This is a genomic window from Nonomuraea jiangxiensis (assembly GCF_900099965.1).
Taxonomy (GTDB): Bacteria; Actinomycetota; Actinomycetes; order Streptosporangiales; family Streptosporangiaceae; genus Nonomuraea; species Nonomuraea jiangxiensis.
The window spans coordinates 495,544-518,702 of sequence record NZ_FNDJ01000004.1; the positions used below are offsets into that span (position 1 = coordinate 495,544).

Annotated in this window: 15 protein-coding genes; 6 read left to right on the forward strand and 9 right to left on the reverse strand. The window is 71.8% G+C overall.

What is annotated here, in order from left to right:
- Positions 1–3 precede the first annotated feature (3 nt).
- Positions 4–870 carry an alpha/beta fold hydrolase gene (locus BLS95_RS11650; RefSeq protein WP_218135694.1) on the forward strand — a complete coding sequence of 289 codons (867 nt, stop codon included), beginning with the start codon at positions 4–6 and terminating at the stop codon, positions 868–870.
- Here BLS95_RS11650 and BLS95_RS11655 read toward each other — a convergent pair.
- From BLS95_RS11655 to BLS95_RS11665, 3 genes are read right to left on the reverse strand one after another with little or no spacing between them, the layout of a single operon-like run.
- The gene (locus tag BLS95_RS11655) at positions 857–2,500 is read right to left on the reverse strand and encodes a (2,3-dihydroxybenzoyl)adenylate synthase (RefSeq protein WP_090930913.1); all 1,644 of its coding nucleotides are present in this window, start codon (positions 2,498–2,500) and stop codon (positions 857–859) included. The two genes, BLS95_RS11650 and BLS95_RS11655, sit on opposite strands and share 14 nt — an antisense overlap.
- Entirely contained in the window at positions 2,497–7,800 is a 5,304-nt protein-coding gene (locus tag BLS95_RS11660; RefSeq protein ID WP_090930914.1) for a type I polyketide synthase, read from the reverse strand. The genes BLS95_RS11655 and BLS95_RS11660 overlap by 4 nt, the downstream gene beginning before the upstream one ends.
- A 10-nt stretch (positions 7,801–7,810) precedes the next feature.
- Positions 7,811–8,857 (reverse strand): methyltransferase, encoded by a 1,047-nt coding sequence (locus tag BLS95_RS11665; RefSeq protein WP_090930915.1) that lies wholly within the window; start codon positions 8,855–8,857, stop codon positions 7,811–7,813.
- A 238-nt stretch (positions 8,858–9,095) separates the two neighbouring features.
- Here BLS95_RS11665 and BLS95_RS11670 point away from each other — a divergent pair, with 238 nt between their 5' ends.
- The 3 genes from BLS95_RS11670 (at position 9,096) to BLS95_RS11680 (ending at position 12,911) form a co-directional block, all read left to right on the forward strand.
- Complete coding sequence (locus BLS95_RS11670) at positions 9,096–9,806, forward strand: DNA alkylation repair protein (protein ID WP_090931045.1); 711 nt, start codon at positions 9,096–9,098, stop codon at positions 9,804–9,806.
- Positions 9,807–10,066: 260 nt separating this feature from the next.
- Positions 10,067–11,665: an MFS transporter gene (locus tag BLS95_RS11675; protein ID WP_090930916.1), complete on the forward strand. Its 1,599-nt coding sequence runs from the start codon at positions 10,067–10,069 to the stop codon at positions 11,663–11,665.
- A gap of 70 nt (positions 11,666–11,735) precedes the next feature.
- Entirely contained in the window at positions 11,736–12,911 is a 1,176-nt protein-coding gene (locus BLS95_RS11680) for a DegT/DnrJ/EryC1/StrS aminotransferase family protein (RefSeq protein WP_090930917.1), read from the forward strand.
- 66 nt (positions 12,912–12,977) lie between these two features.
- On the opposite strand, the gene BLS95_RS11685 is transcribed toward BLS95_RS11680, so the two are convergent.
- The 5 genes from BLS95_RS11685 to BLS95_RS11705 all read right to left on the reverse strand — a co-directional run bounded on the left by BLS95_RS11685 (position 12,978) and on the right by BLS95_RS11705 (position 18,567).
- A complete protein-coding gene (locus BLS95_RS11685) occupies positions 12,978–14,198 on the reverse strand; it encodes a class I SAM-dependent methyltransferase (RefSeq protein ID WP_090930918.1) in 1,221 nt (406 codons plus the stop codon).
- Between the two features lie 14 nt (positions 14,199–14,212).
- Positions 14,213–15,235, reverse strand: coding sequence for an alcohol dehydrogenase catalytic domain-containing protein (locus tag BLS95_RS11690; protein ID WP_090930919.1), 1,023 nt, complete (start codon positions 15,233–15,235; stop codon positions 14,213–14,215).
- Between the two features lie 207 nt (positions 15,236–15,442).
- Entirely contained in the window at positions 15,443–16,423 is a 981-nt protein-coding gene (locus tag BLS95_RS11695; protein WP_090930920.1) for an NAD-dependent epimerase/dehydratase family protein, read from the reverse strand.
- A complete protein-coding gene (locus BLS95_RS11700; protein ID WP_245764987.1) occupies positions 16,420–17,814 on the reverse strand; it encodes a nucleotide sugar dehydrogenase in 1,395 nt (464 codons plus the stop codon). Before BLS95_RS11700 ends, BLS95_RS11695 begins: the two co-directional genes overlap by 4 nt.
- Positions 17,815–18,030: 216 nt before the next feature.
- Positions 18,031–18,567 (reverse strand): NUDIX hydrolase, encoded by a 537-nt coding sequence (locus BLS95_RS11705; protein ID WP_090930922.1) that lies wholly within the window; start codon positions 18,565–18,567, stop codon positions 18,031–18,033.
- A 270-nt stretch (positions 18,568–18,837) separates the two neighbouring features.
- Between BLS95_RS11705 and BLS95_RS11710 the strand changes: the two genes are divergently transcribed.
- Together BLS95_RS11710 and metK are read left to right on the forward strand one after the other, a co-directional pair.
- Positions 18,838–19,242 (forward strand): VOC family protein, encoded by a 405-nt coding sequence (locus BLS95_RS11710; protein WP_090930923.1) that lies wholly within the window; start codon positions 18,838–18,840, stop codon positions 19,240–19,242.
- 169 nt (positions 19,243–19,411) lie between these two features.
- On the forward strand, positions 19,412–20,605 hold the full coding sequence (gene metK, locus BLS95_RS11715) for a methionine adenosyltransferase (RefSeq protein ID WP_090931046.1): 1,194 nt from the start codon (positions 19,412–19,414) through the stop codon (positions 20,603–20,605).
- Positions 20,606–21,579: 974 nt separating this feature from the next.
- On the opposite strand, the gene BLS95_RS11720 is transcribed toward metK, so the two are convergent.
- On the reverse strand, positions 21,580–23,133 hold the full coding sequence (locus BLS95_RS11720) for a 4-hydroxyphenylacetate 3-hydroxylase family protein (protein WP_218135695.1): 1,554 nt from the start codon (positions 23,131–23,133) through the stop codon (positions 21,580–21,582).
- Between the last annotated feature and the right edge of the window lie 26 nt (positions 23,134–23,159).

A 23,159-nucleotide genomic window follows, 5' to 3' on the forward strand; every position in this document is an offset into this window, starting at 1 on the left:
CCGATGCATCCACCGGTGAGCGGCAGGCTCGCCCTGCCGGGCGCGAAGCTCTACTACGAGGTGCGCGGGGCGGGCCCGGCCCTGCTGATCATCCCCAGCGGGAACGGCGACGCCACGCCGTTCGGCCCGATGGCTGACGCGCTCGCCGAGCGCTACACGGTCATCACCTACGACCGGCGCGGCTTCTCCCGCAGCCCGGTCAACGGGCCGGTGGACGACGACCTGCGGATCGAGCTGGACGCGTACGACGCGCACCGCCTGCTCGGCCACCTCGCCGAGACCCCGGCGCACGTGTTCGGCAGCAGCTCGGGCGCCATCGTCGCGCTCGCCCTGCTGGAGCGCTATCCGGAGCGGGTCCGTACGCTCGTCTGCCACGAACCGCCGCTGGCCTCCGTGCTGCCCGACTCCGGGCGGTGGCTTGCCTTCTACGCCGACCTGTACGAGACCTACCGCGGCTCCGGAGTGGAGGCGGCGCGGGCGGTCTTCCTGGAGGCCATGGGCATGAACGCCCCCACCCGGCCGCCGAAGGAGGTCGAGCTGCCTCCCGACCAGCTCGCCGCGATGCTGGCCAGGATCCGGCGCAACCACGTGTTCTGGTTCGAGCACGAGATCCGGACCTACCCCGCGTACCTGCCAGACATCCCGCTGCTGAGGACGATGTCGGACCGGCTGGTCCTGGGCAACGGGAGCATCGGGCACGAGCACTTCCCCTACCGCCCCAACACGGTGCTGTCGGAGCGGATCGGCCTGGAGATCGTGCACTTCCCCGGCGGGCACGTCGGCTACGTGACGCACCCCTTCGAGTTCGCCGCCGAACTCGAAGGGGTGCTGGCCACCCGCGAGGACCGGGCGAGCGTCACAGACGGTTGAGCAGCAGCTTCTGCAGCGCCTTCTTGTCCGGCTTGCCGACCGGCGTGTGCGGGATGTCGTCCAGCACCTCCAGCCGCTCGGGGATCTTGAAGGCGGCCAGGCCACGCGCGGTCAGAGCGGCCGCCGCCTCCGCCAGCGTCAGCTCGTGGCCCGGGCGCAGCCGGACGAACACGCACACCCGCTCCCCGAGCTCCGGATCGGGCATCGCCACCGCGGCGACCTCGGCCACCTGCGGCAGCTCCTGCACCAGCATCTCGATCTCGCCGGCCGAGATCTTCTCGCCGCCCCTGTTGATCTGGTCCTTGACCCGGCCGCACACCACCACGTTGCCCTCGGGCGTGATCCGCACCAGGTCACCGGTGCGGTACCAGCCGTCGGGGGTGAACGAGACGCTGTTCTGGACGGGCACCCCGTAGTAGCCGCGCGGGGTGTACGGGCCGCGGGTGAGCAGCTCGCCGGCCTCCCCCGGCGGCACCGGGACGTCGTCCGGGCCGACCACCAGCAGCTCGTCGAACGGGCTGATGGGGGAGCCCTGCGTCGCATGGGCCACCTCGTCCGGCGCGTCCACGGGGGTGTAGCAGATCAGGCCCTCGGCCATGCCGTAGACCTGCTGCAGCCGGCAGCCGAGCGCCGGCCCGATCCGGGCGGCGACCTCCTGCGACAGCATGGATCCGCCGACGTGGACGTGCCGCAGGCTGGACAGGTCGCGCCCGCTGGTGGCGGCCGCCTCCATCCACTTGAGCGCCACGGCGGGCACGGCCGACGTCGCGGTGACGCCTTCCTCCTCGATGGCCTCGAACACCAGGTCGGGGCGGGGGGAGGGGAGCAGCACCGCCCGGCCGCCGGAGTACAGCGCGCCGAGGATCCCGGGGTTGGCCAGCGGGAAGTTGTGGCCGGCCGGCAGCACCGTGAGGTACACGGTGTCGTGGCCGAAACCGCAGGCCGCGGCGCACCGCCGGATGTTGTAGAGGTAGTCGTCGTGCGTCCGGCCGATCACCTTGGGCACGCCGGTGGTCCCCCCGGACAGCAGGAACACCGCCACGTCGGAGGGCGCGGGCGCGAGCCGGTCCAGCCGGTGGCGGCGGGCCTCCACGTCCCGGTCCGTCTGGAGCATGGCGCGCACGTCCACGCTGTCCGGCCGTACGTCGTCGCCCACCACCAGCACCCGCGCGGGGTGCGGCAACGTCTCGCGCACGCGGTGCGCGAGCTCCTGGTGGTCGTAGCCCCGCCAGAGGCCGGGGACGATCAGCGCGCCGGCTCGTACGTGCGCCCCGATCGAGGTCAGCTCGTACTCGCGGTGCGGCGGCAACATCATGACCGGCACCACCCCGAGCCGCCAGCAGGCCAGGGTGGTCACCACGAACTCCCAGCAGTTGGGCAGCTGGACCAGGACGGTGTCGCCGCGGCCGAGGCCGAGCGCGGAGAGCCGCTCGGCCAGGACGTCGGCGCGCACGGCCAGGTCGAGATAGGTCAGCCGGTGATCGCCGTCGATCACCGCGATCCTGTCTCCCCGCTCCTCGGCCCACTCCCACAGGTACGACCCCAGGGTCCGGCCCTGCCAGCAACCGGCCGCCCGGTAGGCGTGAGCCAGATCGGAGGGCCAGGGCACCACGCCGTCGAGCTTCGTCACGTGTCCTCCTCCAACCGTTCGACCAGCAGGGACGCGACCGCGTCGATGGTGGGCCGGTCCCAGAGCAGCGTCGCGGGCAGTTGCAGCCGGAACCGGCGCTCCAGGACACGCCGGATCCGGCCGGTCATGACCGAGTCGAGTCCCATCTCGGCCAGGGGTTTGCGCGGGTTCACCTCGCCGGTGGAGAGCTTGGTCACGGCGGCGACCTCGCGGCCGATCTCCTGGACCAGGACCGCGTGCAGCTCGTCCCCGCGCAGCCCGGCCCACGGGGTCGCCGAGGGCTCGCCCGCGGCCTCCTCGGCAGGCGCGGCCACCGGCAGCTCGCTGAGCAGCGGCGGCCGGCTGTCGCCCGGTTCGAGCGGGATGGTGCGCAGGACGGCGGCGTAGTCCAGGTCGTACCGCTCGGCCAGCTCCCAGGCGCCGAACGCCTCGGTGGGGCTGACGTCGGCCGTGCCGCGCGCGGCCAGTTCGATGTCGATGGCCGCGGAGGAGGTGGACATGCCCAGCCCGCGCCACGAGGTCCAGCCGAAACTGGTCGTGGCGGAGTCGCCGAGGGCCCGCCGGTGCGCGGCCAGCACGTCGAGGAAGGCGTTGCCGGCGGCGTAGCTGGCCTGACCGGGCAGGCCGAGCAGCTGGCCGCAGGAGGAGAACAGCACGAAGAAGTCCACGCTGCCCGGCGGGAACAGCTCGTGCAGCACCAGCGCGCCGTCCACCTTGGGCCGCAGCACCGTGCGCAGGGACTCTTGGTCCAGGTTCCGCAGCATGCGGTTGTCCAGGACGCCGGCGGCGTGCACGACGCCCCGGATCGGGGGCAGGCCGAGCGCGGCGGGGGAGAGCAGCTTCGCCGCGGCCACCGCGTCGGCGATGTCCAGCGCCACGGTGACCACGGTGACGCCGAGCCGTTCCAGCGACCTGATCGCGGTGATCCGCGCCAGCGTCTCCGGGTCGGTGACCTCGTCCCAGAGGTCCCTGGACGGCAGCGCCGTACGGCCGGTCAGGACGATCCGCCGCATGCCGCGGGCCGCCAGCCAGTGCGCGACCTCCAGGCCGAGGGCGCCGAGGCCGCCGGTGATCAGGTAGGTTCCCTCCGGGCGGCAGGCCGCCGGCGGCCGGACGGGCTCGCCGTCCACGTGACACAGCCGGGGCACCGTCACCTCGCCGTTCCTGACGGCGACCACGTCCTCGCCGCGCACGGAACGCAGGACGTCGAGCAGCCCGAACACGTCGGCCGGGCTCGTCCCGAGATCGACGACGCCGCCCCAGAGCTCGGGGTGCTCGCCGCCGATGATCCGCCCCAGGCCCCACAGCGGCCCCTGCCCGAGCCCCGTCTCGCCGGCGCCCTCGCGTACGCCCTCGGTGACGCACCACAGCCGGGCGGGGGTGGTCAGCCCGGTCTCCGCCAGCCGCTGCGCGGTCCGCGCCAGCAGCCAGGAAGCGCGGACCGCGCTCTCGCCCACGTCGCCGGCCAGGCCGGGCGGGGGCACGACCAGGACGGTGCTGTCACCGGTCAGCTCGTCGTCCGGCAGGTCGTCCGGCCGGGCGGCGGTCCGGTAGGGCACGCCCGCCAGGCCGAACCCTCCGGTGAGCCTGCTGAGCAGCGCCGACTCGGGGCCGACGACGACCAGGTTCGGCACCTCGGCGGTGCCGGTGCGCTCCAGGGGGCGCCAGGCGATCTGGTGCACCAGGCGGCGTGGGCTGGCGACCGCTCCGGCATCGCCGTCCAGCACGCCGTACCGCAGGCCGTCCAGCCGGCCCAGGACCACGCCGTCCAGGTCGGTGATCTCCACGTCCAGGACGTTCTCGCCGGTCACCCGGGCCGTGATGCGGGCGCGGGCCGGGGAGCCGGGGGAGAGGGTGACGCGGTCGATGTGCGCGGGCATGCGCAGGATCGGCGGCCCGGGGAACACCACGGAAGCGGTCGACAGGGCCGCGTCGAGGATGGCCGCCCACGTGGCGGGCGCATCGCCGGACGCGCTGTCAGACGCGCCGTCGGACGCGCCTTCGGGAGCCTCGTTGGAGGCGCTGTCGGACGCGCCTTCGGGAGCCCCGTCGGGGGCGCTGCCGGGGGCGCTGTCGGAGGCGCCGTCGGCGCGGACCGTGGCGACGAGGCTGCCAGGGCCGCGTCTGAGGTCCTCCACCACCCACGGGAAGCCCATGGCGGCCACCCCCAGTTCGGCGAGCCGGTCGATCACGAAGCCGGTGGGCAGCTCCTCGACCGCCTCCCGCTCCGCCGCCGCGCGGCCGGAGGCGCGCGGCGCGCGGGTGCCGGAGTGCGCCTCGATCGCCGCCGTGGTGTGCGTGAGCCAGCCCGTGTGATCCACGGTGTCGCTCGCCGTGTCGTCGGCGATCCTGGAGGAGAGCCTGACCGTGTCGTCCTGCACGACGACCTGCAGGTAGCGGGGCTGGGTGAGGCTGACCGGCACGCGCAGGGCCACGTCGGTCAGGTCCGGCCAGGGACCGGTGGCCGCGGCCGCGGCGAGGAACGAGTTGAGCAGGACCGCGGCGGGGATGATCTCCACCTCGCGCACCGGGTGGCGGCCGGGGTAGGGGCGGGAGTCGTGGTCGAGATAGGTCAGCCACGCGTGCGCCGGGGTCGTGCCGTACACGTTGATCCGCCCGCCCAGCACCGTGTGGCCGGCCGGGTCGTGCTGCCCGGTGAGGAACGAGCGGCTGGCCGGGTCCTCGGTCCAGTACGGCCGGTGCCGCCAGGCCGTCGTCGGCAGGTCGGCGAGCGTGCCGTCCGGCCAGAGCGCCGACCAGTCCACGTCGAGCCCGTGGCAGTACAGGGAGCCCAGGTTGGCGAGCAGCGTCTCCCGCTCCGGCCGGTTGCGGCGCAGGGTGTGCGTGGCGTAGGCGTCCTCTATGCCGAGCGCGTCCAGCGTCTCGTTGATCGAGTGCTCCACCACGGGATGCGGGGAGACCTCCAGAAACAGCCGGTACCCGTCCTCGGCGGCGGCCGTCACCGCCTGCGCGAACCGTACCTGGCGGCCGAGGTTGGCCGCCCAGTAGGCGCCGTCGCGCGGCGCGGTGGACCTGGGGTCCGCCAGCGCCGTGGAGTAGAGCGGGATGGCGGGCGGGCGCGGCGGCAGGTCGGCGGCGGCCGTGGCCAGGTCGTCGAGCAGCGGGTCCATGTGCGGGCTGTGGAAGGCCACGTCGGAGGCGACCGGGCGGACGGTGAGCCCCTCGGCCTGCCACTGCCTGCTGACCTCGGCGACGGCCGGGATGTCGCCGGAGATCACCGCCGAGTGCGCCGCGGCGGCGACCGCCACGGCCACGTCGCGGCGGTCGCCCAGCCGGCGGGCCGCCTCGTCGGGGGTCAGGTTCACCATGGACATGGCGCCCTTGCCCAGCACCTGGCGTAACAGCACCGAGCGCCGGCACACCAGCCGCGCCCCCTGTTCGAGGGTGAGCGCGCCGGCGGTGACCGCGGCGGCGATCTCGCCGACCGAGTGGCCGACGACCGCGTCGGGACGTACGCCGCAGGCCCGCCAGACCGCGCCGAGCCCGACCTGGAGCGCGAAGATCATCGGTTGTACGACGTCGACCGGCTGCGGCTCGTCGTCGAGGATCGCCGCGCGGGGCGACAGGCCCATCTCCGCGTTGAAGATCGGCTCCAGCCGGTCGATCACCTCGGCGAACACCGCGTCCCGCGCGAGCAGTTCGCGGGCCATGCCGGTCCACTGCGAGCCGTGCCCGGAGAACACCCAGACCAGCCCGCGCCCGGTGGCGGGCAGCACCCGTCCGGTGGCCGACTCCGTGCCCGCCCCGGCGAGCTCGCGCAGCCGCGCGACGAGCTGCTCGCGGTCGGCCGCGAACACCGCGGCCCGGTGCGGCAGGTGGGCGCGCCGGTGCGCCAGCGTGTGCCCGACGTCCGCCGTGCTCACCCCGGGGTCGTCGGCCAGGCGGTCGGCCAGGCGGCCCGCGTACTGCTGGACCGCCTCCAGGGAGGCGCCCGACAGCGGGTACAGGGCGGGGCCGCGGTCTCCTTCGGTCCTCGTGGCCGGCCGGTCGGCCTCCTCCAGGATGACGTGCGCGATCGTGCCGCCGTAGCCGTACCCGGACACGCCCGCCCGCCGCGGCTCCCCGGCGCGCGGCCAGGGGGTCGGCTCGGTGACGACCCGCAGGCCGGAGGTGTCCCACGCGATGGCGGGGTTCGGGGTGCGCAGGCCCACGTTCGGCGGGATCTCGCCGTGGTGCAGCGCCAGCACCGCCTTGATCACCCCGGCCACGCCGGCGCCGGCTTCGAGGTGACCGATGTTCGGCTTGACCGATCCGATCAGGCAGGGCCGTCCCGTGGGGCGGCCGGCTCCGAACACCGAGGCCATCGCCCCGGCTTCGAGCAGGTCGCCGAGCGGGGTCCCGGTGCCGTGCGCCTCCACGTAGGAGACCGTGGCCGGGTCGATCCCGGCGGCCTCGTACGTCCGCCGCATCAGGTGGGCCTGCGCCTCGCCGTTGGGCGCCATGATGCCGTTGGTCCGGCCGTCCTGGTGCACGCCGCTGCCCCGGATCACCGCGAGCACCCGGTCGCCGTCACGCCGGGCGTCCGACAGCCGTTTGAGCACGACCACGCCGCCGCCCTCGCCGCGCCCGTAGCCGTCCGCGCCCGCGTCGAACGACTTGCTGCGCCCGTCGCGGGCCGTGGCCCCCGCCGCGTCGAGCACGACGGAAAGCCCGGGGGCGGCCATCACGTGCACGCCGCCCACCAGCGCCAGCGGGCACTCTCCCGCCCGCAGCGCCTGCACGGCCAGGTGGGTCGCGACCAGCGAGGACGAGCAGGCCGTGTCTACCACCATGCTCGGGCCGCGCAGGTCCAGGTGGTAGGAGACACGGTTGGCCACCGCGCAGTAGGCGCTGCCGATCCCCGTCCACGCCTCGATGTCCGGGAGGTTCTCCAGCTGCCTGCGGCCGTAGTCGTCCGCGCCCACCCCCATGAACACCCCGGCGTCGCTGCCGCCGAGGCCCAGTGGCGAGATACCGGCGTGTTCCAGAGCCTCCCAGGCCAGTTCGAGCACGATCCGCTGCTGCGGGTCCATGAGCGCGGCCTCGCGCGGGGTGACGTCGAAGAAGTCGGCGTCGAACCCCTGCACGTCGTCGAGGTACGCGCCGCGCTTGGGCACGTCCCGCACCACGGCGGCGTGTCCCCGCCCCTGGGAGGCGTACCAGTCCCAGCGGCCGTCAGGAAGCTCGCCGATGGTGTCGCCGCCCGCGCGCAGGAGGCTCCACAGCTTGTCGGGCGAGTCCACGCCACCGGCGAATCTGCAGGCCACCCCGACGATGGCAATCGGTTCGGCGGAGTTCACCGGCGACCCCCTACTTGTGACCGACGACGAGCGCGTGACTGAAGCCCAGGTCCTGGTAACGCTCCACACGGGCGAAGCCCGCGTCGCGGACGGCCCGCTCCATGTCGTCCGGCGAGTAGGCCATGCCCTCCCCGGAGGCCAGGGTGAGGAAGTACGGCGAGACCAGCCCGGCGCTCATCGAGCCGGTGCCGGCGTCGTTGGAGGTGAAGTTGTAGACCAGGCACACGCCCCCTTCCGGCAGCGCGTCGTAGGCCTTGCGCAGCAACTCGGTGTTCCGCTCCTGCGACCAGATCTCGAAGATGTGGAAGTAGAGGATCGCGTCCGCCCCCTCGGGCAGCGGATCGGCGAGCAGATCGCCCGCCTGGAAGTGCACGCGCTTGCGCAGGTCCGGGTCCTTGATCCGGTCGGCGGCCAGCCTGGTCACGCTCTCCTGGTCGAACACCGTCACCTCCAGCCGCGGGTAACGCCGGGCCAGTTCGATGCTGTTGGTGCCGTCCCCGCCGCCGATGTCGATGGCGTGCCGGATGTGCGTGAAGTCGTAGAAGTCGAGGAGCTGGGCGAACGCGCGGTTCGAGGCGTCGCCCATGTTGTCGTAGAACACCTTCTGCAGCTCGGGGTGGGCGGTGAGCCGCTGGTACAGGGTCGTGCCGGGGCCGCTGATGTGCCGCAGGCCCACGTTGGTGTCGCGCCGCATGGACTCGGCGAAGTCCACCAGGCTGGCGTTGATGACCCGGGCCTGGATGTCGATGAGGGGGCCGAGGAAACGTTCCCCCGAGCGCAGCAGCTTGCGGCGCGCCAGGCGGCTGTTGACGTACTTGTCGCCCTCCTTCTCCAGCAGCAGCAGGGAGGTCAGGCCGAGGAGCAGGACGCGGGCCGGCTGCTCCTTCACGCCGATCGCCGCCGCCACTTCGGCGAGGGTCATTCCGCCCGCCGTCTCCAGTTGTTCGAAGAGGTCGAATTCCAGACCAGTGCGCAGCAGCTCGAACGCGGTCGTGCCGTGAATGATGATCCGCAGGTAATCGCCCTCGGAGATGGTGACGTTGCCACTGGTGGCCATGAATTCTCCTCCACACAGCTGGAAGGCGGGGTTGACGACGCCTGTTCAGATTTGGCGGTGGGCGAGGTCACCCGCACCTTCAGGAGTGCGCTGGCGGGCAACTCCGCACACAGCGAGTGCCGAAGCCACGGCCGGAGCGAGCATTTTGCGACAAGGAATCGGTGATCCCGTTCAGTACGGTGATAGCTTGACGACAGTCCCGGCCCGGATGGATCACGCCACCGTGAGGAGTGCCGACATGCCAGCGGATCTCAGCGCTGAGCGGTTCATCGAAAGGCTGCGGGCCCTCGGCTCGCCGTTCGCCCGGGAAAACGTCGAGCGGCAGTTCAGGACCGGCGCGGAGGACGACTTCTTCAACGTACGCATGAGAGACGTCTTCGACCTGGCCAAGGAATTCGTCGACCTGCCGCCCGGCGAGATAGACAAGCTGCTGGACAGCCAGGTCCACGAGGTGCGCGTGGGCGCGGTCAGCATCATGGGCAAGCAGTTCCTCAAGAGGCAGACCACCGAGGCCCGCAAGAAGGAGCTCTTCGAGCTGTACCTGAAGCGCACCGACCGGATCAACGACTGGGACCTGGTCGACGTCAGCGCCCATCAGGTGATCGGCGGCTACCTGCTCGACAAGCCTCGCGACGTGCTCTACGAGCTGGCCCGCTCCGAACACTGGTGGGAGCGGCGCATCGCCGTGTTCGCCACGTTGACCCTCATCCGCAAGGGCGACCTCGACGACCTCTTCCGCCTGGCCGAGCTCCTCGTGAACGACGAGTACGACCTGGTGCAGAAGGTCGTCGGCGGCATGCTGCGCGAGGCGGGCAAGCATGACCGGGCGCGCCTGCTGGCCTACCTCGACCGTTACGCCGCCGTGGCGCCCCGCCTCCTGCTGAGCGACGCCATGGAGCACCTCGACAAGGACCAGCGGGCGCACTACAGGTCGCTCAAGGCGAAGTAGCCGAAGTAGCCGATGTAGCCGATCGGCCGTCCCTGTCACCTGCCCGGAAACGGGCAGCCTCCGGGCGGGACGAGGGCCCCGCAGCCGCTCACATCGCACTCTGGAAGATGCCCTGACACCCGCCTGACTGAGACGATGACTCTCTGTATGGCGTCGTCACCAAGAGTCGCACCCGCATCTTCCGGAGCCCTGGGAGGTGCGGCCGATTAGTCAGGTCCCTCGGGCCGCTCGGCTGAACCGCGGCCCTCGTGAGGAGGATCATGGAAGTGACAGGTACCACCCCGACCGCACCAGCCGGTCGGCGCGCGTGGATCGGCGTGGCGGTGCTGACGCTGCCCACGCTCCTGACGATGATGGACATCAGCGTACTGTTCCTGGCGTTACCGCAGCTGACCACCGACCTCGGGGCGAGCGCGACGCAACAGCTGTGGATCAGCGACATCTACGGATTCCTGATCGCCGGGTTCCTGGTCACGATGGGCACGCTGGGCGACAGGATCGGCCGGCGCAGGGTGCTGCTGCTCGGCGCGTTCGTGTTCGGGGTGCTGTCGATCCTGGCGGCCTTCTCGCCCTCGGCCGAGATGCTGATCGTCTACCGGGCGGTGCTCGGCATCGCGGGCGCGACGATCATGCCGTCCACCCTGGCCCTCATCTCGGGCATGTTCGACGACCCCAAGCAGCGGGGCGCCGCGATCGCGGTGTGGTCCTCCGCCCTCACCCTGGGCGTCGCGCTCGGCCCGATCATCGGCGGCGTGCTCCTGCAGTGGTTCTGGTGGGGCTCGGTGTTCCTCATCGCCGTGCCCATCATGCTGCTCCTGCTGGTGACGGGGCCGGCGCTGCTGCCGGAGTCCAAGAACCCGCAGTCCGGCCGGCTGGACCCGTTCAGCGTGGTCCTCTCACTGGCGGCGATCCTGCCGTTCATCTACGGGTTCAAGGAGGTCGCCAGGGTCGGCTGGGAGGTCACGCCGGTGCTCATCGCGCTGGCCGGCGTGCTCTTCGGCGTGGTGTTCGCGGTGCGCCAGCGCAAGCTGGCCAATCCGCTGCTCGACCTGAGCCTGTTCCGGGTTCGCGCGGTGGGCGGCGCCCTGCTGCTGGGCCTGCTGATCGCCGGCGTCCAAGGCGGCAGCGGGTTCTACATGTCCCAGTTCCTGCAGATGGTCAAGGGCCTGACCCCGCTGCAGACCGGCCTGTGGATCCTGGTGCCGGTCTTCGCCCTGCTCATCGGTATCGGTGTGAGCCAGGGCGTGGCGCAGAAGGTCCGTCCCGCGTACGTGCTGGCGGGCGGCATGGTCATCGCCGCGATCGGCATGGGCCTGCTGACGCAGCTCAGCGTCGCCTCCGGGCTGTCGTACCTGCTGCTCGGCTTCGCCGTCGTCTACTTCGGCGTCGCCCCCGTGGGCCCGCTGGTCGGCCAGCTGGTCGTGCCTTCGGCGCCGCCCGAGAAGGCGGGCTCGGCCGCGTCCCTGCAGTCCACCAGCGGCGAGCTCGGCGTGGCGCTCGGCATCGCCCTCATGGGCAGCATCGGCATGGCCGCCTACCGCGGTGACGTCACCGTCCCCGCGGAGATCGCCGGCACGCCGGCCGGGCAGGTCGCCGGCGAGACCGTCGCCGGCGCGCTGAGCGTCGCCCAGACGCTGCCCGCCACGGTCGGGCGCGCGCTCGTGGACTCCGCCCGCGCGGCTTTCACCTCCGGGCTGGTCGTCACGGCCGCGGTGTGCACGGTCGCCTTCGCCCTGCTCGCGGTGCTCGCCGTCGTCATGCTGCGGCAGCTTCCGCCGATGGGCGCTGCCAGGGAGGCCGCGCAGGCGCAGGCCAAGGCGCAGGCGGTGCAGGAGGAGCAGCCGACACCGGCTTCCTGACGCCTGCCCCCAGAGAGTGGTGGCCCGGCCGTCCGGCCGGGCCACCCGTGTCATGTCCCAGGGAGGATCGATGGCCAACATGATCAATGTCTTCCAGCCCGCGCTCGGGGAGCGGGAACTGGCGGCCGTGCGGGAGGTGTTCGAGAGCAACTGGATCGGCCGCGGCGCGCGGACGGACGAGTTCGAGACGGGGTTCGCGCGCCACCTCGGCGTCGGCCGGCAGCACGTCACGTCCACCAACTCCTGCACCGAGGCGACGTTCATCGCGATGGAGCTGGCCGGGGTCGGCCTGGGCGACGAGGTGGTCCTGCCGACGGTGGCCTTCGTCGGCTCGGGCAACGCCATCGCCGCGAGCGGCGCGCGGCCGGTGTTCTGCGACGTCGACCCGCGTACGCTGAACCCCACCGTCGCCCACGTCGAGGCCGTGCTGACGCCGCGTACGAAGGCGGTGCTCATCCTGCACTACGGCGGCTACCCGGGCGACGTCGTGGCGATCGCCGACCTGTGCGCCGAGCGCGGGATCCTGCTGATCGAGGACGCGGCCATCGCCATCGCCTCCCGCGTGGACGGCCGGCCCTGCGGGACGTTCGGGGACATGGGGGTGTGGAGTTTCGACCACGGCAAGATCGTCGTGACCGTGGACGGCGGGATGCTCTACGTCCGCGACCCGGAGCTGGCGGCCCGCGCGCCCAAGCTGGCCTACCTGGGCATGGAGCAGAAGAGCGGATATGACCAGGCGCTGCGTGCCCGCACCCGGTGGTGGGACTTCGAGGTCACCTCCTTCTCCAGGCGCTCGGTCACCAACGACGTGCTCGCGGCCGTGGGCAACGTCCAGCTGAGCCGCCTGCCGGAGTTCATCGCCCGCAGGCGCGAGATCGCCAGGCGCTACGACGAGGGCCTGGCCGGGCTCGACGGCCTGCTGTGCCCGCCGCCGTTGCCGGCCGGGCACGAGTCGTCGTACTACATGTACTGGGTGCAGTTCGAGGGCGGCGTCAGGGACGAGGTCGCCCGTGACCTCTACGAGCGCGGCATCTACTCCACCTTCCGCTATCCGCTGCTGCACCAGGTGGCGGCGTACGGGTCGGAGGCCGTGCTGCCCGGCGCCGAGGCCGCGGCGGCCGCCACGCTGCTGCTGCCGATGCACCAGGCGCTGACCGACGCCGACGTCGATCGGGTCATCGAGGCGGTACGCGACCGCGTGAGCGGGCGCAGGCGCGAGAGGATCCTGGCCCTGAAGGCGGTGTGACCGCAGCACGCACGATTCAGGGTGCCCCTCCCAGAAGGGGCACCCTGAAGTGTGCGTGCTGGTGCGTCAGATGACGCGGACCTCCGGCGCGTACAGGATCCAGCGGCCGCCGGCCGCCTGGAACTCCTGCTCCTTGGCCATGATCTCCTCGGCGTGGTTCCAGGCGAACAGCAGGGCGTAGTCCGGGTACGGGTCGCTGAACGCGTGTGGCGCCCGCACCGGCAGGTGCGACCCTGGGACGAGCAGCCCCTGCTTGGACGGGGTGGAGTCGACCACGAACGGCACCAGGTCCGTCCCGATCCCGAAGTAGTTGGTGACCGTCGTGGCCTTGCCCGGCGCGCCGTACCCGACCACGCTCCGCCCGTCCGCGCGGAGCCCGCGCAGCAGCGCGAGGAGCTCGTCCTTGACGCCCTCCACCGTCCGCCGGAAACGGTCGAGGGTCTCCGGCTCCGACAGCCCGCGCGCGGCCTCGTCGGCGAGCAGCGAGGCGATGGCCGGCGCGGGGACACGGGCGCCCGCCCTGGCCAGCGTGTAGCGGATCTCGCCGCCGTGCAGCGGGATGTGCTCGGCGTCGACCAGTTCGAACCCGAACCGCTCCGCCATCGCCCGCACCGAGGCCACGCTGAAGTAGAAGACGTGCTCGTCGTAGATCTGGTCGAACGCGGTCCGCTCGACGATGGTGCCCAGGTACGGCTCCTCGAACACGAACACGCCGCCGGGCGACAGCAGTTCGTCCACGCCGCGGAGCACCGAGCCGATGTGCGCGATGTGGCAGATCGTGTTGGCGCCGAAGACGACGTCGGCCGCGCCGTGCTCGGCACGGACGGCGGCGGCGGTGGTCTCGTCGAAGAACCGGGTCAGCACCTTCACGCCCTTGGCCCGGGCCAGCTCGGCCACGTTCGTCGACGGCTCGACGCCCAGATGACGCACGCCCGCCTCGGCGATCGCCGACAACATCACGCCGTCGTTGCAGCCGATCTCGACGACGAACGGATCGGGGCCGGTGAGCTCGGTGTCCAGGAAGCGCCGGGCGTTCTGCTCGAAATGCTGCCGATGGCCGGCGGACCCGGAGGCGTGGTACCGGTAGGCGCCGTGGTAGCGCAGCTCCTGCGGCACCTCCTCGATCAGCTGCACCATCGCGCACCGCCCGCACACGCCGACGGCGAGCCGGAAGAAGAACTCCCGGTCCGCCTCCTCCGGCGTGAGGAAGCCGTTGGCCGTCGGCTGCCGTCCCAGATCGACGAACTCCCGCACCTCACCGCCACAAACCCGGCAGTCGGTTCTCATGGCATTTCCGCCTATCAGTAGGTAACGACGGCCTTGAACCGGACCTCACCCTTGGCCACCTTGTCCAGCGCGTCGGCGACCTGCTCCTTGGCGAACACCTCCACCTTCGGCGTCACCTTCCCCGAGGCGACGACGCGCAGCGCCTGCTCCAGGAAGCCGGGACCGTCATGGGTGGCGCCGAGCACCTGCTGCCCCTGCGCGAAGAACGGCCTGGCCAGGTCCGGCGGGATCGTGAACGGTTCCAGGCCGTCGATCCCGGCCAGCACGATCCGGCCGCCGAGGCGGAGCCCGCGCAGGCTGTCGGTGGCGGCGGCGTACGAGGGGCCCGTCACGAGGATCACGTCGGCGCCGCCGGCGGCGAGCAGCTCCTCCCCGCTGCCCACGACGAGGTCGGCGCCGAGTTCACGCGCGACCGCGTGCTTGTCGGGGGAGCGGGTGATGGCCACGGTCTCGAATCCCGCGGCCGCCGAGAACTGCAGCGCGAAATGCCCGAGCCCGCCGACGCCGAGGACGGCGACCCGCTCGTGAGGTCGCGGGGCGCCCTTGCTGAAGGCGCACCAGGCCGTGTAGCCGGCGCACAGCACCGGCGCGGCGAGCTCGAAGTCCAGGCCGTCGGGGAGCAGCACCGTGGCGTCCGCGGGCGCCACCAGGTATTCGGCGTGCCCGCCCGGCACGGTGAGACCCGTCATCGCGGGTGCCGCGCAGCGGAAGGCCGCCTGGCCGGAGACCGGCAGTCCCAGCGCGCAGTAGTCGCACCGGCCGCAGGTCCCCTGGATCCAGGTGACGCCGACCCGGTCCCCGGTCCGGCGCGCGGTGACGCCCGCGCCCACCTCCACGACCTCGCCGGCCGGTTCGTGCCCGATGACGGCGGGGCTGAAGGCGGGGAACGGGATGATGCCCCGCGAGATCAGCACGTCGTTGTAGCAGATCCCGGACGCGCGGACCCTGATCAGCACTTCCCCCGGTCCGGGCCGGGGCGTGGGGATTTCGCGCAGCTCCCACGCGGTGTTGACCTCCGGGATGACAGCAGCCTGCATGCCCAACCACCTTCGCGAAGCGGGGATCCGGATGCGGCGCGGGTGCCCCCCACCTGCCGCACGCCGGAGAACCGGTGTACGGCGAGGCCGCCCCACCCTGCCGCATCTGCATCCTCACATCGGCGCGGTGGCCGTCACATCTCCTGGGTTGCGCTGTCGGAGGCCAGGTCAGGACGCATGCGCTGCTGCTCGCCGCCACGGGCCCGGTCAGGAGGTGCCGCTGTCGGGCAGGTCGAGCCACCACGGGCTGGAGCGCGCCCACTCGACGGTCTTGATCAGCCCGTCGCGCAGCTCGGTCGGGCAGTCCCAGCCCAGCATCCGGCGGGCCTTGGCGTTGTCGGGTACGCGGCGGGACAGGTCCTCGTAGGCGGACCCGAGCCGTTCCCCGGTGTCGACCTGGACGTCGGCCACCTCCGACCCCGTCAGCTCGGCGATCAGCCTGACGACCTCGCCCACCGTGGTCTCCGCCATGCTGCCGAGGTTGAACGACTCGCCGACCGCCTCGGGACGGGTGCCGGCCAGGATGGTGCCGTCGATGGCGTCGTCGACGAAGGTGAAGCAGCGTGTCTGCACGCCCCGGTCGTACACCACCATGGGCCGCCGGTTGAGCGCTCGGTGGATCGACCGGCTGACGATGTAGGCGGGGCGCTGGCGGGGGCCGTACACGTTGAAGTAGCGCACGATCGTCGCCGCCAGCCCGTGCTGGCGGGCGAAGGCGAACGTCAGGTGCTCGGCCAGCGCCTTGCCGGAGGAGTAGGACCAGCGGTCGGCCGAGGTGGGGCCGAGCACCCGGTCGCTGTCCTCGCGCCACGGCACGGCGGGGTTCTTGCCGAAGACCTCGCTGGTGCTGCTCAGCACGACCTTGGAGCCGGTACGGTGGGCTCGCTCCAGCACGTTCCTGGTGCCCGTGAAGTTGATGTCGATGACGTCCATCGGCCTGGCCAGATACTGGTCCACGCCGACCACGGCGGCCAGGTGGTAGACCACGTCCACGCCCGCGCCGATGGCCTCGGCGAGCTTCGCCGGGTCGCGTACGTCGCCCTCGACGAACCTGGCGTGCTCCCTGGCCAGCGGCTCCGACGGCGGCGCGCCGTCGAATACGGTGACCTCGTCGCCCCGGGCGATGAGCCGCTCCACGAGGTGGCTGCCGACGAAGCCGCTCCCGCCCGTGACCACCGCCCGGCTCATGCCGCCACCTCCGTGAGGCGCGTGGCCACCGGCAGCTCGCGGAGGTCGAGGTCGCGGTCGAGACCGGCCAGCGAGTCCCCCCTGCCGATCCCCCGGTAGCGGTAGCCCAGCCGGCGCAACTCGTCGATCTTCTCCTTGGAGTAGTAGGCCCGGCCGTCCAGCACCAGGCACGTGTCCGCGACCGGCAGCATCGAGAAGTCGATGTCCTGGAACTCCCGGTGCAGGGCCAGGAGGGCGACGCAGTCGGCGCCGCGGGTGGCTTCGGCCAGGGTTTCGGCGGGCTTCGTGCCGAACAGGTCCTCGGCGCGTACGGGGTCCACGAGCGGGTCGAAGATGCGTACGTCGACGCCGGCCCGCCGCAGCGCCGTCACGACGCCCACCGTCGGAGTGGCCCGCAGGTCACCGGTGTTGTTCTTGAACGCCAGGCCGAGCACGGCCACCTTCGAGGACGCCGGGTCCTTGCCCGCGCGGGCCAGCTCCTTGAGGATCAGCTCCGCCGTGTACTCGGGCATGCCCGCGTTGACCTCGCGGCCGGCCGAGGCGGTCAGGATGTCCACGCCGCGTCGGCGGGCGGAGCGCCACACCATCCACGGGTCCTTGGTCAGGCAGGATCCGCCCACGCCGACGCTGGGCAGCAGGATGTTGACCTTGCCCTTGCCCTTCGGGATCGTGTTGGCGGCGGAGATGACGTCCAGGACGTCCACGCCGTACAGGGCACAGAACTTGGCCAGCTCGTTGGCCAGGGCGATGTTGAGGTCGATCCACCAGTTGTCGGCGAGCTTGACGATCTCGGCGGACTCCAGCGAGTCCAGCGGGATCACCTGGACCTCCAGGGCACGCCGCCAGAACGCCGCGGCGTCCCGCGCGCTGTCCTCGCCGAGGCCGCCCGCGACGATCGGGAACGTACGCAGCTCGTGCAGGGCGGTGCCCTCGGCGAGCCGTTCAGGCGTGAAGGCGAGCCCGAAATCGACCCCACCGGTCAGGCCGCCGGACTCCAGCAGCGGCAGCACGACGTCACGGGTGGTGCCCGGCGGCACGGTGCTCTTGAGCACCACCAGCTGGCCGCGGCGGATGTGGCGGCTCAGCCCCTGGCAGGCGGCGCGCAGCTGGTCGTCGGCCAGGGACCCGTCGTCGCGGATCGGGGTGCCGACCGTGATCAGCACGACGTCGGCGCCGGCGGTCTCGGCCGCGTCGGTGGTGACGCGCAGCCGTCCCGCCGCCATCCCGCGGAAGATCATCTCGGGCAGCCCGTGCTCGTGGAACCGGCAGTGCCCGGCTTGCAGCTCGTCGATCAGCCTGGGGTCGGTGTCCACCCCGACGACGTCGAAGCCGCGATCGGCCAGCGTCGCCGCGATGCACGAACCGACATAACCGAAACCGATGACCGCCACTTTGAGGTTCTCCCGGTCCGGTAAGAAACGCGGCGGCGAGTACGACGGCAATGGGCGGAGTCTGGCGGCTGAAGGTTGCATTGATCGGCTCTTTCCCGGGTCGTTGGACTCTTTTCACGACCACTGTGCGGGGCGCGGCGAGCCGCGAACCAGACGAGCCGGATTCAGAAAGTTGCCGGTGGAGGGCCGCTTCCTGTCATGCGCCTGCCGGCGCTGTCATGCGCCTTCCTGCGGTGGGACGGTGAGGAGGCGGAGCAGGGCCGCCAGCGTGGTGCCCTCGGAGACGTCGCCCCGGTCGATGAGGTCGTGCAGGTCGCGGATCGGCACCCAGGCGATGCGCTCGGCCTCGAACCCGTCCACCGGCGGGCCGGCGTACGTGGCCGAATCCACCCGGAACACGTGGTGCCTGATGGTGGACAGCCCCGGCAAGGGACGCAGGCGGATGAACGGGAGCAGCGGCGCGGCGGCCCGCCAGCCGGTCTCCTCCTCCAGCTCCCTGGCGGCGGCGTCGGCCGGGTCCTCACCGGTCTCGATCCCGCCGCCCGGCAGCTCCCATCCCCAGCTGTCGGTGATGAAGCGGTGCCGCCACATCATCAGGACGCGGCCCCGGTCGAGGGCCAGCGCGGAGGCGCCGTCACGGCTCCTGATCACCCGGTGGTCCAGGCGGCCCTCGCCCGCGCTCACGTCGGCGGCGAGGAGGTGCACCCATCGGTCGTGGTACAGGGTTCGCTCGGAGTTGACGGTCCACCGCATGGTGCTCCCTCGATGTGTCGGACGCGTTGCCTCGTATCGTGGTTGATCGCCGGGCCGGCGCGCTACGGGGGATTGTGCGGTGTACCGGTTTGTACGGATGTGCCGGTCACGTGGCTGCCAGGAACCGGTGCGGGCGGCAGGAATCGGAAAGCCGCGGCAGCTTACTGTCCCCCGTTCCGGTGGCCCGCCGTGGCCGGGCCGGGCAGAGTGGGTCGCGACCCGAGAGGAGGTTGTTCCCGCAACCCGTTACCCGACCCGAAAGGACCTTCCATGGAATGGAAGCTGGAAGTGGTGCCTATTCCCGTCACGGACGTGGAGCGGGCGAAGAAGTTCTACAGCGAGCAGGTCGGCTTCAGCGTCGACCTCGACTCCCAGGTGAGCGAGGACGTACGCCTGGTGCAGCTGACGCCTCCGGGCTCGGCCTGTTCGATCCACCTGAACACGGGGATCGCCGGCCCGCCGCCGGGCACGGTGAGGGGCCTGCAGATCGTCGTACCCGATATCGAGGCAGCCAGGGCCGAGCTGGTGGAACGGCAGGTGGAGGTCAGCCCGGTCCGGCACTACGAGGGCAGCGATCTCGTCGACGGGCCGGGCGGCAGGTGGAACTCCTTCGTCTTCTTCGACGACCCCGACGGCAACGGCTGGGTTCTGCAGGAGCGTGCCGAAGGGGAGTGACGCCCTGCCCCGAGGGCCTGCCACGGCAACTACAGAGGTGATCGGCCCTCGGACGCCGAGTCATGATGAGGTCATCGACGAGCTCGGGAGCGCTGATGAGAATCGCACACAGGACGTGTCCCACCCGCGCGTTGCCGCCCGGCGGCAGCCGGCTTGCGAGTTCCGCATCATGACTCGGCGCCTGTTCACCTCCGAGTCGGTCACCGAGGGCCATCCGGACAAGATCGCCGATCAGATCAGTGACGCGATTCTCGACGCCATGCTGAAGGAGGACCCCGGCAGCCGGGTCGCCGTCGAGACGATGATCACCACCGGTCAGGTGCATGTCGCGGGCGAGGTGGCGACCCGGACTTATGTCGATATTCCCGGCATCATCCGCGACAAGGTCCTCGACATCGGGTACGACGCCTCCCACAAGGGCTTCGACGGCGCCTCCTGTGGCGTGTCGGTCTCCATCGGCGCGCAGTCCCCGGACATCGCCCAGGGTGTCGACGACGCCTACGAGCACCGCGAGGAGGGCGTCAGCGACGAGCTGGACCGGCAGGGCGCCGGCGACCAGGGCCTGATGTTCGGCTACGCCTGCCGCGAGACCCCCGAACTGATGCCGCTGCCCATCACGCTCGCCCACCGGCTGGCCCGCCGCCTGGCGGAGGTCCGCAAGAACGGCACCATCCCCTACCTACGCCCCGACGGCAAGACCCAAGTCACGGTCGAGTACGACGGCGACCGCCCGATCCGCCTGGACACCGTGGTCGTCTCCACGCAGCACGCGGCCGGGATCGACCTGGCGGACATGCTCGCCCCCGACATCCGCGACCAGGTCGTCGAGCCGCTGCTGGCCGGCCTGGACCTCGCCACCGAGGGCTACCGGCTGCTGGTCAACCCGACCGGCCGCTTCGAGGTCGGCGGTCCGATGGGCGATGCCGGGCTGACCGGCCGCAAGATCATCGTGGACACCTACGGCGGCATGGCCCGCCACGGTGGCGGCGCCTTCTCCGGCAAGGACCCGTCCAAGGTCGACCGCTCGGCCGCCTACGCCATGCGCTGGGTGGCCAAGAACGTCGTGGCCGCCGGGCTGGCCGACCGTGCCGAGGTCCAGGTGGCCTACGCCATCGGCAAGGCCCGCCCGGTCGGCGTCTTCGTCGAGACGTTCGGCACCGAGAAGGTGCCGGTCGCGCGGATCCAGGACGCGGTGCTCCAGGTGTTCGACCTGCGCCCCGCCGCCATCATCCGCGACCTCGACCTGCTGCGCCCGATCTACTCCGAAACCGCCGCCTACGGCCACTTCGGCCGCGACGGCTTCTCCTGGGAGTCCACCGACCGCGCCGAAACCCTCCACACCACCGCCACCCGGGCACCCTGACGCCCCCACCCCGCCCGATGCAGCGCCCCGACCGACACAGCGCCCCGGCCCACTCGCCGGGGCGCTTGCCATTGAAGGACCGGCGCCACCACGCACTCCAACCAACCCGCCACAAACCCACCACCCCGCCCACTGCCCGGCCCCTGCCCGGCCCACTCCCCGACCCCTGCCCGGCCCGCGCCGGGGCGCCTGGCCTCGGCGGCTGCGTTGGTTACCCGGGCGCTGGCGCGTCGGTCGTCCGGGTCTCGGTGGTTATGTCGGGCGTCCGGGCGGCTGCGTCGGGCGGCTGGGCGTTGGCGGCCGCGTTTGGGCGTCCGGGCGTGGGCGGGTGCGTTGGGCGTCCGAGGGGCGGCGGGTGCGTCGCGGTCCGGGCGTCCGCGGGTTATGTCGGGCGTTCCGGGCGGCTGCGTTTGGGCGTCCGGGCGTCGGCGTGTGCATTGGGCGCCCGGTAGCGGGCTTGGAAACCGAGGGCAGACGCGCGCACCCACAGGCGCTGCAGTGCGCCATCGAGGGACGCCCCGCTGGGGGCCCATCCACCAGGCGCGTGACTGGCCGCTGAACCCGCGCGCCGCAGCACCGCCGGCGCGCAGCCATCGTGCACGAGCCCACGCCGAAAGACACCAACCCGCCGCCAACCAAGCCCGTGACGGCCGCCTCCGTGACGGCCGCGTGCGTGACGGCCGCGTGCGTGACGGCCGCGTGCGTGACGGCCGCGTGCGTGACGGCCGCGTGCGTGACGGCCGCCTGCGTAACGACCGAGCCCCGCCACCGCCGAGCCCGCCACGACTGAGCCTGCCACTGCCGACCCCGCCACTGCCAAGCCCGTCGCAACCGAGCCCCGTCGCAACCGAGCCCCGCTACGACCGAGCCCCGCTACGACCGAGCCCCGCCACGAGCGAGCCCCGCCACGAGCGAGCCCCGCCACCGCTGAGCACGCCATGGTCGGCGTGGCCGGGCGGCGGGGCGGGTGGGGGTCAGCTGTTCAGGAGGGTGTTGCGGGATTGGCGGAGGTCGGGGAATGATGACAGGTCGGGGACCGTCCAGCCCTCCAGGTCATACTCGGACAGGCATTCGTCGGCGAAGGCCTTGTATGCGTCCACCTGGCCGACCGCGAGCTGGGAGAGCAGCAGTTCCACCCGGACGTTCTCGTGGTTGCCCGAGTAGTTGCGCTCGTACAGCTCGTGCCGGCCGCCGAACTCCGTGCCCACCGCGTCCCAGAGCAGCTTCATCACCTTCACCCGGTCCACGGCATCGGCGCCGTTGGAGCCGCGCAGGTATTTGTCCAGGTACGGGCGGACGTCAGGGTTCTTGAAGTCGTCGGCGCTGGAGTTGACGTAGATCAGGCCGCTGGCCACGTCCTGCTGGATGATCTCCTTGACCCGCGGATAGGCGAGCTGCATGAACCACCGGTAGGCCATGCCGTAGGCGGGGTTGGGCAGCACGGCGCCGTTCTCCCACGGGACGGGATTGCGCGCGGCGGCGTCCGACAGCGCCCAGAACAGGTTGCGCCAGGCCAGCACCTCGCCCAGACGAGTCTGTACGCCGCGGAAGTCCGAGGTGCCGGTGATGTCCAGGGCCTTGGCCAGCAGGCCGGCGATGAACTCCAGCTTCACCGCCAGGCGGGTGGCGCCGTGGAAGGTGAACCGCTCGGGGAAACCGGACCGGGCGGTGAACAGCTGGACCTTGCCCAGGTCGCCGTAGATGAACACGTTCTCCCACGGGATGAGCACCCGGTCCAGGACAAGGATGGTGTCGTTCTCGTCCAGCCGGGAGGACAGCGGGTAGTCGAACGGGCTGCCCATCACCGCCGCCGTGGCGGCGTAGGACGTACGGCAGATCAGCTTCATGCCCTGGGCGTCCATCGGTACGGTCGCCACCAGCGCGAACCGCTTGTCCTTGATCGGCAGGCCGTAGTGGGCGATGAAGTTGTAGTGGGTGAGCACGGAGCCGGTGGCGACCACCTTGGCCCCGCTGACCACCAGGCCGGCGTCGGTCTCCTCGTCCACGTGCACGAACACGTCCGCCACCTCGTCCGGCGGCCGGTTGCGGTCGACCGGTGGGTGGACGATGGCGTGGTTCCAGAAGAGCACCTTCTCCTGCGACTCGCGGTACCAGCGCCGCGCGTTGTCGGAGAAGGGCGCGTAGAACTCGGCGTTGGCGCCCAGCGTGCCGAGGAAGGAGGCCTTGTAGTCGGGGCTGCGGCCCATCCAGCCGTAGGTCATCCTGGCCCAGGCCGCGATGGCCTGCTGCGCTCCGACCAGGTCCTCGGCGCTGCGCGGGGTGGTGAAGAACTTGTGCGTGTAGCCGTCACCGCCGGTGTCCGTCGGCCCGGTGAGCACTCCGCGCAGGTCGGGGTCGTGCAGCGCGTCGTACAGGCGCGCCGTCATGCGCACGGGGTTGCGGAAGGCGGGGTGCGTGGTGACGTCGTCAACCCGCTCGCCGTAGATGTAGATCTCTCGCGAGTCACGCAGGGACTCGACGTATTCCTCGCCGGTCAGCGGGCGGGATGTGTGCCGTGCCAAGGTCACGTCGGCTCCCCTTGTCGGCCTGTTCT